This is a genomic window from Caballeronia udeis, assembly GCF_001544555.2.
GTDB classification, from domain to species: Bacteria; Pseudomonadota; Gammaproteobacteria; order Burkholderiales; family Burkholderiaceae; genus Caballeronia; species Caballeronia udeis.
In genome coordinates this window covers 43,769-56,959 of record NZ_FCOK02000032.1, presented here as the reverse complement: position 1 = coordinate 56,959, position 13,191 = coordinate 43,769, and the positions used below count along the sequence as shown (strand labels likewise).

Genomic DNA, 13,191 nt, shown 5'->3' with positions numbered 1-13,191 from the left:
GCTGCCGGTTTCCCTTTTCTTTTTCCCTTCGTGAATTTATATGCCCATTGAGCTCATCAACGCGCCAGGTCTTCCGGTACCCGCCGGCCACTACAGCCATGCATCCCGCGCGGGTAATCTCGTCTGCGTGTCGGGCCAGTTGCCGATGCGTCCCGACGGCACGCATACCGGCGACTTGCCGTTCGAACAACAGGCGCAGCAGGCACTGGACAATGTCAGCACGGTGCTGGCAGCCGCCGGCGCGGGGTTGAAGGACGTGATCGAAGTGACGGTTTACCTGGTCGGCGTGGATCACTGGAAAACCTTCAACGAGATCTACGCGCGTCATTTCGGCGACTGGAAACCTGCGCGGGCAGTCGTTCCCGTGGGTGCGCTGCATTACGGTTACCTGCTGGAAATCGCAGTGCGGGCATGGGTGGAGCCGGCTTGAGTTGTTGCTTGCCTGAGCGGCTGGCCCGGGCGTATAGGGGCGAACGCACAGCCGTTCGATTCCCGTTGGCGTAACGCGGCAGCGCTTTTATCATGGCGAGGCCGCATCCTTACAGGTAACGTCATGATCCAACTCGTGCTGCTTCTGCTGGGCGTGGACTATCTGCGCCGCCGCTGGCGCATGCTCGCCGTGGCGGGCGGCATCTGGCTGGTGATCGGGGTGTCGGTGTTTATCGATGCCCTCGACGGCGTCCTGTATTTCCCCATCCGTCTGTTCGCCTGGCTGCTGCTCATTGAAGGGCTCGCGACTCTCGCTATTGCGAGTATTGGCGTGGGCGGCCAGCGCACGCTGCGTTACGTGAAAGGCGGCGCATTCACCCTCGCCGCGCTGCTGATCATGGCAGGCAATCATCACGGCAACTTCGTGCTGTCGATGATCTTCGGCACGTTTTTTCTCGCCGACGGCTTGCTGCAGACCGTGTCGGCTATCGTGGTTCGTTATAGCCGGTGGAGGATTGTGCTGGCGCTCGCGATTGTCGAGATCCTGCTTGCCATCTTTTTCTTCGAACCGTATCCCACGCATTACGTCGGCACGGCGCCGTACGCGATCGGGCTCGGGCTCGCGTTCGGCGGGTTGAACATGCTGTGGATCGCATTTCGCGTACGCCGCATGGAAAGCCTGCCCCCTGAAAACGAGAAAGCGCTGGCGCTTTCCGACGACGTAATCCCCGATCCGATGCTCGCTGAAAAGTCTGCTACGGCAAAGGCTGCCGCGGTTGGGGCGGAGACCGAGGCCGACAGCCCGTTCGAATGGGACGGTCCCCCCGCCGCCGATGAAAAAGCGCTTACCGTGCATGTATGGACGCCCGTCGGGTCCGCACGGGCGCAGGCCAATCGGCGTCTGATCGTGGACCGCTACATTGCCGCCGTCGATGCCAACGGCGTCATCTCGACGGGCCACGCGGCGCTTGAGTCACCCGAGGGTATTTACATCAGCCTGTACCCGGGCGTGGAAATCGATCGCTCGCCGGACGAGTTCGGACGCATCTTGCGCGCGAGCCGTGAGAACAACGTGCCGGGCACATTCCAACCGGATTACGCGACGGAATCGAAGGCATGGTGCGAGTCCACCACCCGTGTGCGTATTCGCAATTACCGGCCGGATCGGCTGAAGGCTTTCTGGGAGAAATATCGGCAGGATCAGACCTATAACCTGACCTACCGGAATTGTTCCAGCACTGTCTCCAAGGCGCTGGAAGCGTCACTGGAAGGCACGGTGGGTACCTTTCACGGCCGCGATACCGGTTGGCGTGCGTTCCTGCGCCTGATCGTCACGCCGGAGCTGTGGGTCGCCGCGCAGATCCGCAAGCGCGCCGCCACCATGGCCTGGACCCCGGGCCTGACGCTCGACTACGCGCGGGCGCTGAGCATGCTCGCCGATCCCCGGCCGTTTGGCTATCTCAAGATGGCGCGGCTCGCGGTGCGCAAGATGCTGCGCTCGCGGCGCCAATGGCGGCGGGAAGCATCCGATGCCGCCGACGCCCGCGCAGACCGGATGGACGGCTCGCGTGCTTCATAGGTCCTGTGCGCCGTCGTGACCTCGTGGTGCGCCGTCCAGGTTCGCCCGCCGCCGCGGGCGTTTGCGTGTTTACGCGTTGCGAGTCGCCGTTTGCGGTTTGCGGCTCAGGCGAGATCGAGCGTGGCCGTCATGTCCCCTAGCGGCGGCTGGCCGTTTGCCGCGAATGCCCGGTCCCGCGCGACCACGCCGTCAAGCGGCACCAGGTCGTGGACGCGCGTGATGAAGCGCAGGATCGAGTTGGTGTCGTAGACCGTATGGTCGACGAGCCCCTTCTTCGCGAACGGCGCAATCACCAGGGCTGGAACGCGCGACCCTGGTCCCCATCGATCCCCTTTCGGCGGTGGCACGTGATCCCACCAGCCGCCGTTCTCGTCGTGCGTGATGATGACAACCGTGCTTTCCCATTGCGGTCCACGCTGGATTCGCTCGACTACGTTGGCGAGATGCCGGTCGCCCGATTCGACATCGGCGTAACCCGCATGCATGTTCAGATTCCCCTGCGGTTTGTAGAACGTCACCGCGGGCAGCCGCCCTGCGTCAATGTCCGCAATCAGCTTGTTGGTCGACGAATCGTCACCCAGACCCGCGTCGCGCAGGTGTTGGGTGCGAGCCTGCGTGCCGGGCGCAAAGCTGCGGAAATAGTTGAACGGCTGATGGTGATACTGAAAATCGGGAACCATGCCGGTGTCGCTGTGCGTGAGCGCATAGTCCCAGCCGCCGCCATACCACGCCCAGTCCACGCCTTTATCCGATAACCGGTCGCCGATGGTGGCGTAAGTTTGCGGTGGCATCACGCGATAATTCGACGGGTCCGCCAGCGCTGGATCGCCGCCTTGCGCCGGGCGAACGTTGCTCGGCTGATAAGGCGGCGCCATGGTGTTGACGGCGTAACCGTCGGCGGTGAGCGCGCCGTCGTTGACGAAGGACGGGGGGCCGTCCAGTGCCGATGCCGGCGAATCAGCCGCGAGTTTCAGGCGAGTGCCCAGCGGATCGTCTCCGTCCAGGACCGACAGGAGTTTTTTCGCCGGGCCGTTATGCGCGTCCGGATAGAACGGGGTCTGTGCCGAGATCAGGAAGATGTGATTGAGCCAGGACCCGCCAAATGCGGCCATGAAGAAGTTGTCGCACAGCACGTTTTGCCGGGCGATGTTCCAAAGCTTCAGCGATTCAGCCGAATTGCGGTAATGCCCCATGACCAGACCGCCGGAGTCGCCCCAGGCGGCGAACTGGTTGTTGCGGCCCGCGTTGATCTGCATCTGGTTCTGATAGAAACGGTGCACGAGGTCGCGCGTGATGACGCCGTTGGGCAGCGGTTGCCCCTGTGCGTCGACCAGATGGAACGGTCCGTTCGGCACGCCGTCGATCTGTTTTTCCGAAATCATGTAGCGCTTGCCGTCCACTTCCTGCGCTTGCGGCACGAGGCCGCCCCAGATTTTCGGCAGGACAGCCATGGGCGTGCGCCCGTCCCGGTCCAGCTGCACATAGCGGGATGCGGGCACGGCTTCCAGCGGATATTGCACGCCGGGATAGTTGCCCCAGAGGTTGCTGAAACTGCGATTTTCCGCGTAGATCACGACAATATGGCGGACGCGCGCCTGCAGCGTTCGATCAAGCGCCAGGTCGGCGGCCGTCTTGGGCGTGGCGGGGCGCGAGTCGAAGAGATTGCAGCCGCTTAGCGACAGTCCGGTCAGGCCGGCCAGACCGACGCCGGCCGCAAGCAGGCGGCGGCGCACGGGATCTTGGGGCAGGTCGGACACGGGTTCTTCGTCGCGGGGATCGTCAGTGTGGCTCATCGCAGCTCCTGAATGTCTGGCGGTTCATCAATGTGCTTCTTGATGTTGCTAAATAGTGTGACCCAACAAAGTGACGCAATTTTGCAGCGGACTATTTTGAATCAAACCCTTGGACCGAACCCTTGAACTGAGCCTGCTAATCAAGGCGATGCACGAGCACGAGACGCTACCCGGTTGCATATCGCAGAGAGCGCCTGTGCGGTGCTTCATCCGCTCTTGTCTACCTGAATCTTGCCCGCAAACGTGTGGTTCCCGATAGCTGACCGAACGGTCTATGTGCTCGGAAAATGGGTCGACCCGGACGTCATATGCCGTTTGGTCGACTGGAAAGCGTCACGCTGGGCGACTACTATCGTTCGAACTGCCCGGGAATCAACTGAGTACCAGTTTCACACCGACAATCACCAGCGTGGCCGCCAGCACGTTACGCAGCAGTACCTCCGGCGCCCGGGAGGCAAGCATGCTGCCCAGCACGATCCCTGGCAGCGAACCCACGAGCAGGGACAGCAGCAGGTCCCAATTGACGGAACCGAGCAGCCAGTGGCCGGTTCCTGCAATGAGCGTCAGCGGAACGGCATGGGCAATATCCGACCCGACTATGCGTGCGGTCGGCAAACGCGGGTAGAGCAGCAACAGCACGGTCACGCCAATGGCGCCTGCGCCGACCGAGGTGATGGACACCAGCACGCCCAGGATCGCGCCGGTGAGCACGGTCCAGGCCAAGGTGCGGGTTTCACGGCTCGCCGCCCCTGGTTTTCCGCTGGCTTCGCGGGCCATCCCGGTCTTGTAGGCAAGGCGTGCGAGTTGCGGGCGGAACACGAGCGAGACAGCGGTAACCAGCAGCGCGTAGCCCAGCACGAGCTGGATCACCCGGGCGGCGGCAGGCGTGTTCAAACCGTACCGGTTGAGCAGGATCAGGGTAATGGCCGCCGCCGGGATGCTCCCCGCCGCGAGCCGGCCGGTGATGCGCCAGTCCACGGAACCCTTGATACCGTGGACCAGCGTGCCGGTCGCCTTGGTCGCGGCCGCGTAGAGCAGGTCCGTGCCGACCGCGGTAGCCGGGTGGATACCGAACAGCAGCACGAGCAGCGGCGTCATCAGGGAGCCGCCGCCCACGCCGGTCAGGCCCACGAGGAAACCCACGGCCAGGCCGGATGCGGAATAAAGTAAGTCGATGTGCGGAAAAGGCATTCGGCTGGGAGAACCGGTTGGATGAGCGTCGGTCGAAAAACGGTCGATGATAGCGGGTCCGCGGCGCGCTTGCCGCCCGCCACGCAAAATTGATTCACGGGCTTCGGCCGTACAATCGGCCAGGTGTCCAGGCAACTCTTTCAGGAAGGTGTAATGGAAACGAAGGAACAACAGCAAGCAGAGCAGGCGCAGAATGACCGACAGGCCCGTGATATCGCTCGCGAAGCTGCCCACGGTCCCGCTCATGACGACATGCCCGATCCCATCCGCACCGCGGCCGGCGTTCGCGAGGTTCCTCCGTCGACGCCCGATGCAGTAGCGGACGGGGCATTTATCGCAACCGAACATACGAACTACGCGAACGAGCGCCAGTTCGTGCTCAAGGCCGGCAACACCTTCGTCGTCAACGACGCGAACGGCGACATCCGCGGCAATGACGACGGTCTTTTCGTCAACGACACGCGCGTGTTGTCGCAGTTGCGCCTGACCTTCGGCGGCCGCTCGCCGTCGCTCTTGTCCGGTAGCGTGTCCAGCGACAACGCCGTGTTTACCGCGCACCTGACCAACCGGCCGCTGCCCCCCATCGGCGGGGCGACCACACCGGAGGGCGTGATCCACGTCGAGCGCCGCCGGGTGTTGTCGCGGCACGTGCTGCACGAAGCGATCGTCCTCACCAACTACGGTACGGAACCGGCCACCGTGCCGCTTTCCATCAACTTCGCCGCCGACTTCCACGACATGTTCGAAGTGCGCGGTTCCACCCGTCCGAAACGCGGGGCCATGCGCGAGCCGTGCATCGAAGATGGCGAAGTCGTGTTGCGCTACACAGGGCTGGATGAGGTCGAGCGTACCGCGCGCATCCAGTTTTCGCCCGCGCCACATTCGCTCTCGGTCAACCGCGCGGACTACGTGCTGCGGATCCAGTCGGAAACGGCCATGTCGATCTACTTGTCGATCACGGCCGTTACGCACGCATTGAGCGACGCCAGCGCGGAGAGCAAGAAGATCGCTGAGGAAGGCGCCGAATGCGCGCCGGAATCGGGGCGTCCGGCCATTCGCGAGGCGCTTGTCGATGCCCACCGGCGCATGCGCGAACGGCGGCGCTCCGTGGCACGCGTGCGCTCGAGCAACCCGTTGTTCAGCGAATGGATCGATCGTTCGCTCGCCGATCTCGGATTGCTGACTACCGATCTTGAAACGGGACCGTATCCGTACGCGGGCATTCCGTGGTTTTCCACGGCTTTCGGCCGCGACGCCATCATTACTTCGATGCAGATGTTGTGGCTCGATCCGTCGCTTGCCCGCGGCGTGCTGCGGTTTCTCGCGGCACACCAGGCACGTGAAGACTCGGCGTTCCGCGATGCCGAAGTGGGCAAGATCATGCACGAGACCCGCAATAGCGAAATGGCTGCGACGGGCGAAGTGCCGTTTGCGATGTACTACGGCGGAGTCGACAGCACGCCGCTGTTCGTCGCGCTGGCCGGCGCATTCGCCGAACGCACCGGCGACAAGGCGCTCATTGACGAATTGTGGCCCGCGCTGCAACTGGCCGCACAGTGGATCGCGCGTCATTGCGACAAGAACGAATTTGGCTTGTTGAGCTACCAGCGCGCCACGGAAGCGGGGCTTGCGAACCAGGGCTGGAAAGATAGCGGCGACTCCGTGTTTCACGCCGACGGCAGTTTCCCGGTCGGACCGATCTCGCTGGTCGAAGTCCAGGCCTATGCCTCCACCGCGTTTGCCACCATGGCCCACTTCGCGAGGCAGCGCAACGCACCGGAGCAGGCGACGGACTTCGAGCGGCGCGCGCAAAACATCCGCGAACGCGTGGAGACGATGTTCTGGATGCCCGAGTCGGACTTCTACGGTATCGCGCTCGACGGAAAGGGCGATCTGTGCAAGGTCTTGGCGTCGAATGCCGGACATTTGCTGGCCTTCGACCTGGTTGAGCGCAGCCGCGGCGAAGCGGTCGCGCGCCAGCTTGAATCAACCTTGTTCAACACCGGCTGGGGCGTTCGCACGCTGGCAGCAGGCCAGCCGCGTTTCAATCCGATGTCGTACCACAACGGCTCCGTATGGCCGCACGACAGCGCCATGTGCGCTCGCGGACTCGCACGCTACGGTGACCGCGGCGGCGCAGTGCGCTTGTTGCAGGCACTGTTCGAAGCGGCCGTCACGTTCGACATGCGCCTGCCCGAGCTGTTCTGCGGGTTCACCCGGCAACGCGGCGAGCGGCCGATCGGCTACCCGGTCGCGTGTTTGCCGCAAGCCTGGGCCGCCGGATCGCCGTTCATGATCCTCGAGGCCTGTCTCGGTGTCACGATCGACGCCGAGCGTCAGGAAGTGCGTATCGACCGGCCGCAGTTGCCGGATGGTATCGACTGGCTGGAGATCGGTGAACTGCGGGTCGGCGACAAGACCGTGTCAATTACCTTCCGGCGCGTGGGCGGGCAGGTTGTGCCGTCTATCGAAGGCGATATGCGGGTGGTGGCGGTGCTTTGACCTTACCCGAACCTCGCCGCCACCGTTTAGCCGCTTAGCTGCCTGAACGTTTAAACCGCGACGCTGCCGACGTAGTTTTCGGCCAGCGCCGTGGCGGCCGCGCGCGACGTGGTCACGTGCTCGAGCTCGGCCACTTGCAGGCGTTGCTCGAACGGCGAGGTGTCGTCAAGCTTGTGCAGCATCCGGGTCATCCACCACGAGAAGTGCTCCGCGCGCCAGACGCGCTTCAGGGCCGTCTCGGTGTAGCGGTCCAGTTTGTCGCTCGCGCCTTCTTCGTAGAACGCTTGCAGGGCAGCGGTCAGAATACGGACGTCGGACACCGCGAGGTTCATGCCTTTTGCGCCGGTGGGCGGGACAATGTGCGCGGCGTCGCCGGCGAGGAACAGCTTGCCGGATTGCATCGGCGTGGAGACGAAGCTGCGCATGCCGACAATGTTCTTCTGGAAGATTTGCCCTTCGGTAATCTGCCAGCCGTCCAGCGTGTCCACACGTGCGTGGAGTTCGGACCAGATGCGGTCGTCGGACCAGGCATCGACCGAATCTTTCGGATCGCACTGGAAGTACATGCGCTGCACGTTCGGCGAGCGGGTGCTGATGAGCGCAAAACCACGATCGTGGCGAGCGTAAATCAGTTCATGCGCGGAAGGCGGCGCGTTGACCAGGATGCCGAACCAGCCAAACGGATAAATGCGCTGATAGTCATGCCTCAGCGCCTGGGGCATCGAGCCACGCGCGACGCCTTGCGAGCCGTCGCAGCCAATAATGAAGTCGCACTCCAGGTCATGCTCGAACCCTTCGTGCCTGTAGCGGATGCGCGGCCGGGTGGTGCCGGGGGCGTCGTCGAAGTCGTGCAGCGACACGTCGGTCACGCCGAATTTCAACGCACCGTCGGCCGCCACGCGTGCGGCGACCAGGTCCTTGATGACTTCGTGCTGCGCGTAGACGGTGATTGAGTGGCCGGTGAGTACAGTCAGTGCAATGCGCCGGCGTTCCCCTTCGAACGCGAGTTCGAAACCGTGGTGCACCGCTCCTTCCGCGAGCATGCGCGCGCCGAGTCCGGCTTCGTTCAGCAGGTCCATCGTGCCTTGTTCGAGAACGCCTGCACGGATGGTGGATTCGATCTCGCCGCGGCTGCGTGCCTCGAGCACGACCGATTCAATACCGCGAAGATGGAGAAGATGGGAGAGCAGGAGGCCTGCGGGACCTGCACCAATGATGCCGACTTGTGTACGCATGAATGTCTCCGGAATGCGTGTTGATTTTGTGGACACAGTCTTGCGCACGGACCCGGTATCGCGCAACGCGATACCGCGGATAGGCTGTATTCGAAATGCCGATAAAGGTTCTGGATCGTTTGCCGGTTTTTGTGCCGGGCGGCGGGCCGATCATCCAGGCGGAAGGCTTGGGCAATCCGGCTTGGAGCGATTTGGAGCGACTATGCCGTGCGTGCGAAACTGGCGCTTTCACGCGGCAGATCACTGCTCAAGGTCCCCATCCATGCCATTCACCATCCGCCGTCTTACTGCCGCCGACGCCAGTGCATATCGCGATGTCAGGCTCGAGGGTCTCGCCCGGCACCCCGATGGTTTCGGCTCGGCGTGGGAAGACGAGGCAGAGCAGCCGCTCGCATGGTTCGAGCAACGGATCGTGAATGCTGCGGTATTCGGCGGTTTTTTAAACAACGAAAGCGAACTGGCCGGCGTCGCCGGTCTGATGGTGCCGCAAGGCGCGAAACAGCGGCACAAGGGCGTGCTGATGGGCATGTACGTGCGCCCGGCCGCTCGCGGCACGGGAATGGCGCTGGCGCTCGTGCAAACCGTTCTGAGCCACGCGCGCACGGTGGTGGAAGAGGTGCAACTGACGGTTGCGCCGCATAACGAGGCGGCGCAACGCCTGTATCGCTCGGTCGGGTTCGTCGAGTACGCGCGTGAGCCGCGTTCGCTGAAAATAGACGGCAAGTATCATGAGTCGGTACTCATGACCTTGCCGTTCGAACCCGTTGTTTAGCTGATTACCGGGACTACTGCGACTATCGCACTACCGGCTTTAACCGCCGCTCGATTCCCGCAGCTGATTCAAGCGGTATTCCCCCTGACGCGCGAACATCCAGCCCGGGTATTCACTGGCGAGCTGGCTGACTTCATCGAGTGCGGCGAGTTCGTCGTCGTTCAGCTTCACTTGCGTCGCTGCAATGTTGTCGTCGAGTTGCCCGATCCGCTTCGCCCCGATAATCACGCTCGTCACCACCTTCTGGTGCAGCAGCCACGCCAGCGCGATCTGCGCCACGGTCACGCCCTTGGCTTCGGCCATCTGCGTCATGGCGTCGATGCAATCAAACGCGCGCTCCATGTTCACCGGCGGAAACGAGAAATTCGTGCGGCGGCCCTGCTCCGTCGAACTGCCGTCGCGCTTGTATTTGCCGCTCAGCAGACCGCCCGCAAGCGGACTCCAGACCATCAGGCCGAGGTTTTCACTCTTGAGCATGGGTACGATTTCACGTTCGAGATCGCGCCCGGCAATCGTGTAATACGCTTGCAGCGACTCGAAACGAGCGAGCCCGAGCCGCTCCGAAATGCCAAGCGCCTTGGCGATCTGCCACGCCGCCCAGTTCGACACGCCGATGTAGCGGACATGGCCGTGCTGCACGAGGTTGTCGAGCGCGCGCAGCGCTTCTTCGATTGGCGTGGCTGTATCGAAACCATGTAGCTGATACAAATCGATGTGATCGAGTTGCAGGCGCTTCAGGCTCGCCTTCACGCCGTCGATAATGTGATACCGCGACGCGCCGCGTGAGTTGATGCCTTTCGTGCCGGTTTCGCCATGGATCTTGCTGGCGATCACCACGTTTTCGCGAGGCACCTTCAGGTTCTTGAGCGCCTGGCCGGTCATGATCTCCGAGGTGCCGTCGGCGTAGACGTCGGCGGTATCGATGAAGTTGATGCCGGCGTCCAGCGCACGGCCGACGAGTTTGTCCGCGTCCGCCTGTTGCAGGCCGCCAATATTGGTCCAGATGCCGCCTTCGCCGAACGTCATGGTACCGAGGCACAATTCCGAAACGAACAAGCCGGTATTGCCGAATTTTCTGTTACGCATGCTGGGTCCCTTAGAATTCATCCTTGAACTAGCGGCCGGCCCGTTGACGGAAAACGTGCCGCGGCGGCCGCTTCGCGGCGGAACGACCGAACGCCCGTTCGGTGTTTCAGCAACGCCGCGATGAAGCAGTATCTGCCTGAGCCACCGCGCCCGGCTAGCCTGATCCTGTCAGATCCTTGCCCGATTCTGCAAAGGCCGCGTGAAGCTCTGGGCGAAAACAGGCAGGCGCGAGTAAGCTGGATGCCATTAGCCGGCAGTGCGCGCTTGATCGCGATTGGCACCTGACTGACGGCGACCCTTCTCCATCCTTGCAAGACTGTGGCCGTTCCCGGGCAGCAGCCGCGCAAACTCACTATCTGCGAATCATGGCCCTGAATGAGACGGCGGATTCCGCCATCGACCCTTCGAACCACGCTATCAACGGCACACCTGCGCCGCTTGATCCGGGCCTCGATCACGCCCGGCTCGATCTTGTCGCGTTACTCGACCGTTTCACGGCGGACACCGCCGGCACGTGCGAAACGGCGGTGCACGGTTTGTTCCTGCACCGGATCTTGCACTGCGGCGGCCCGAGCCACGGCATCCAGACACCGGCGCTTGGCGTGATCGCGCAAGGGTCGAAGCGGATCATGGTAGGCGACGAACTGTATGTGTACGACCCCATGCATTATCTGGTTTCATCGGTGGATCTGCCGGTGATGGGGCAGGTGACCGGCGCTACCGAGGACAGGCCGTATCTCGGCATGCGGCTTGACCTCGATGTCGAGGAAATCACCAAGTTGATTCGCGACGAAAGCCTGCCGCCGTCCACCCCCACGGACGCCTCGCGCGGCCTGTATGTCAACCGGCTCGGCACGTCGCTGCTGGATGCCGTGTTGCGCTTGCTGCGCCTGCTCGATACGCCCGAGGACATTCCGATTCTCGCGCCCCTGGTCAAGCGCGAGATCCTGTACCGGCTGCTGATGAACGGTCCCGGTGCGCGCTTGCGCCAGATCGCGCTGCAGGACAGCCAGACGCAGCGCATTGCCAAGGCGATCATGATGCTGCGCCAGCATTTCGATCAGCCGTTGCGCGTGGAGTCGATCGCTCGCGACGTGCATATGAGCGTCTCGTCGCTGCACCATCATTTCAAGGCGGTCACGGCGATGAGCCCGCTGCAATACCAGAAACAATTGCGCCTCCAGGAAGCGCGCCGTCTGATGCTGATCGACATGACCGATGCAGCCACGGCGGCGCACCGCGTGGGTTATGAGAGCGCATCGCAATTCAGCCGCGAGTACAGCCGCCTGTTCGGTGCGCCGCCGTTACGCGATACCCGCAGATGGCGTGAAACTGCCAGCGCGTGAGCAAGGGTTCAACGTGCTGCCTTAACGTTGTTTTAGCGTTGCGTGGAAGCTGCCGGAAACGAGAAAGCCAGGGACGTCCCTGGCTTTCTCGTTTCTTGATGCTTCAAGTTGCTTCAAGGCCGATCAATAGTCCCGATGCGGGGGGCCGTCATGACGCGGTGCGTGATGGCGTTCCCACTCGCGCCGTTCCCAGTAGCGATGCCCGTCGTAATACCGGTCGCCGTGCCAGCCGCGGCTGTCGACGTGAACGTAGCCGGGCTGAAAATGGTCGTCGGCGGATGCGGTGTTGGTGAAGCCGAGACTCATTGCTGCGGCCACCGCGAGCGATGCAGCGGCCAAGCCTTTTTTGACTGTCAACATGTTGGTTTCCTTTGCGCTTGTTATTCGGTTTCCCACTTTATCCAGCTAAGCCGGCAGGGGCCGTAGTGGCCTAGTAGCGGCCGTAACCGGAACCGTAGTAGTCGTGATGGTGATATCCACCACCGTCCGGCACGACGATGCAACCACCCAGGGTGCTGCCGAGCAGTACCGCGAGCGTGGCGAGAATCGCTAATCGTTTCATCGGTTTCTCCAAGTGAAATCCGTGAAATCAATTTAGCGATTAGATAAATGACAAGCCGTTTGCGTTTGTAAGGAAAAGTGTGTCTGGAAATATTCGGGAATGACTGTGAAGGCCTGGTGCTCAGGCGCTGTTACTGAACGATCTTCGGCCTTACATTTGGGGTGAGCGAAACACCGACCACACGGCCATCGCGCACACCGCAACGGCTGTCTACGCGGGTCCACTGCGAGCGGCCGCGGACTTTGGCGACGGCGCGCATGGCGATCACTTCGTCGACAGGAACGGGATTGCCTGCGCTGAAGACCGTGGTGTCGCTATCGATCTTTGCGCTCAATACGCGCCGGTCGGGCACGATGAACGTGTCGTACTTGGGCGTCATTGCCACCCACTGGTCGAATGCTGCCACGCAGCGGATCACCGGCTCCGGGACATGCATGCGGGTCAGGTAGGCGTAGTCTTCTTTGGAGGGATCAGGCATTTCCTGGGCGTGACTGAGCTGACTAAATTGATATGTCGAAGCGCAGAGCATCAGGCCGAGAACAAGCGGTAAAGATTTCATGCGGGTAAAGGGCGCGGGGCGGGTGATGGGTAATGTTGAAAGACGGCATCGGACCGTGACTCGAAGTGTACCGCGTGAGCGCTCGCATGACGCCTCTCGACGTTGATGCGGGCGGATCGCGGCGCGCATCGGGACGG

General features: G+C 62.6%; 12 protein-coding genes. 5 read left to right on the top strand and 7 right to left on the bottom strand.

Annotated elements, in window-relative coordinates; all coding sequences use genetic code 11:
- Positions 1-40: 40 nt before the first annotated feature.
- Positions 41-430 (top strand): RidA family protein, encoded by a 390-nt coding sequence (locus AWB69_RS22165; protein ID WP_062088755.1) that lies wholly within the window; start codon positions 41-43, stop codon positions 428-430.
- Between the two features lie 123 nt (positions 431-553).
- Positions 554-2,008: an HdeD family acid-resistance protein gene (locus tag AWB69_RS22160; RefSeq protein ID WP_062088753.1), complete on the top strand. Its 1,455-nt coding sequence runs from the start codon at positions 554-556 to the stop codon at positions 2,006-2,008.
- A 104-nt stretch (positions 2,009-2,112) separates the two neighbouring features.
- Here the strand turns inward: AWB69_RS22160 and AWB69_RS22155 are convergent, their stop codons facing one another.
- Together AWB69_RS22155 and AWB69_RS22150 are read right to left on the bottom strand one after the other, a co-directional pair.
- Complete coding sequence (locus tag AWB69_RS22155; protein ID WP_062088751.1) at positions 2,113-3,801, bottom strand: acid phosphatase; 1,689 nt, start codon at positions 3,799-3,801, stop codon at positions 2,113-2,115.
- A gap of 372 nt (positions 3,802-4,173) precedes the next feature.
- Positions 4,174-4,992 carry a sulfite exporter TauE/SafE family protein gene (locus AWB69_RS22150; RefSeq protein WP_062088836.1) on the bottom strand — a complete coding sequence of 273 codons (819 nt, stop codon included), beginning with the start codon at positions 4,990-4,992 and terminating at the stop codon, positions 4,174-4,176.
- A gap of 252 nt (positions 4,993-5,244) precedes the next feature.
- Between AWB69_RS22150 and AWB69_RS22145 the strand changes: the two genes are divergently transcribed.
- The gene (locus AWB69_RS22145) at positions 5,245-7,494 is read left to right on the top strand and encodes an amylo-alpha-1,6-glucosidase (RefSeq protein ID WP_082913519.1); all 2,250 of its coding nucleotides are present in this window, start codon (positions 5,245-5,247) and stop codon (positions 7,492-7,494) included.
- Between the two features lie 50 nt (positions 7,495-7,544).
- Here the strand turns inward: AWB69_RS22145 and AWB69_RS22140 are convergent, their stop codons facing one another.
- A complete protein-coding gene (locus AWB69_RS22140) occupies positions 7,545-8,729 on the bottom strand; it encodes a 4-hydroxybenzoate 3-monooxygenase (RefSeq protein ID WP_062088749.1) in 1,185 nt (394 codons plus the stop codon).
- Positions 8,730-8,991: 262 nt separating this feature from the next.
- On the opposite strand from AWB69_RS22140, the gene AWB69_RS22135 reads away from it, so the two are divergent.
- Positions 8,992-9,501, top strand: coding sequence for a GNAT family N-acetyltransferase (locus AWB69_RS22135; RefSeq protein WP_062088747.1), 510 nt, complete (start codon positions 8,992-8,994; stop codon positions 9,499-9,501).
- Positions 9,502-9,540: 39 nt separating this feature from the next.
- Here the strand turns inward: AWB69_RS22135 and AWB69_RS22130 are convergent, their stop codons facing one another.
- On the bottom strand, positions 9,541-10,587 hold the full coding sequence (locus AWB69_RS22130; protein ID WP_062088745.1) for an aldo/keto reductase: 1,047 nt from the start codon (positions 10,585-10,587) through the stop codon (positions 9,541-9,543).
- Between the two features lie 365 nt (positions 10,588-10,952).
- Between AWB69_RS22130 and AWB69_RS22125 the strand changes: the two genes are divergently transcribed.
- Positions 10,953-11,933: an AraC family transcriptional regulator gene (locus tag AWB69_RS22125; protein WP_082913518.1), complete on the top strand. Its 981-nt coding sequence runs from the start codon at positions 10,953-10,955 to the stop codon at positions 11,931-11,933.
- Positions 11,934-12,056: 123 nt separating this feature from the next.
- On the opposite strand, the gene AWB69_RS22120 is transcribed toward AWB69_RS22125, so the two are convergent.
- The 3 genes from AWB69_RS22120 to AWB69_RS22115 form a co-directional block, all read right to left on the bottom strand.
- Positions 12,057-12,293, bottom strand: coding sequence for a hypothetical protein (locus tag AWB69_RS22120; RefSeq protein ID WP_062088744.1), 237 nt, complete (start codon positions 12,291-12,293; stop codon positions 12,057-12,059).
- 70 nt (positions 12,294-12,363) lie between these two features.
- Positions 12,364-12,495: a hypothetical protein gene (locus AWB69_RS50375; protein ID WP_156528931.1), complete on the bottom strand. Its 132-nt coding sequence runs from the start codon at positions 12,493-12,495 to the stop codon at positions 12,364-12,366.
- A gap of 130 nt (positions 12,496-12,625) precedes the next feature.
- Complete coding sequence (locus AWB69_RS22115; RefSeq protein WP_231937194.1) at positions 12,626-12,973, bottom strand: BspC domain-containing protein; 348 nt, start codon at positions 12,971-12,973, stop codon at positions 12,626-12,628.
- Positions 12,974-13,191 lie beyond the last annotated feature (218 nt).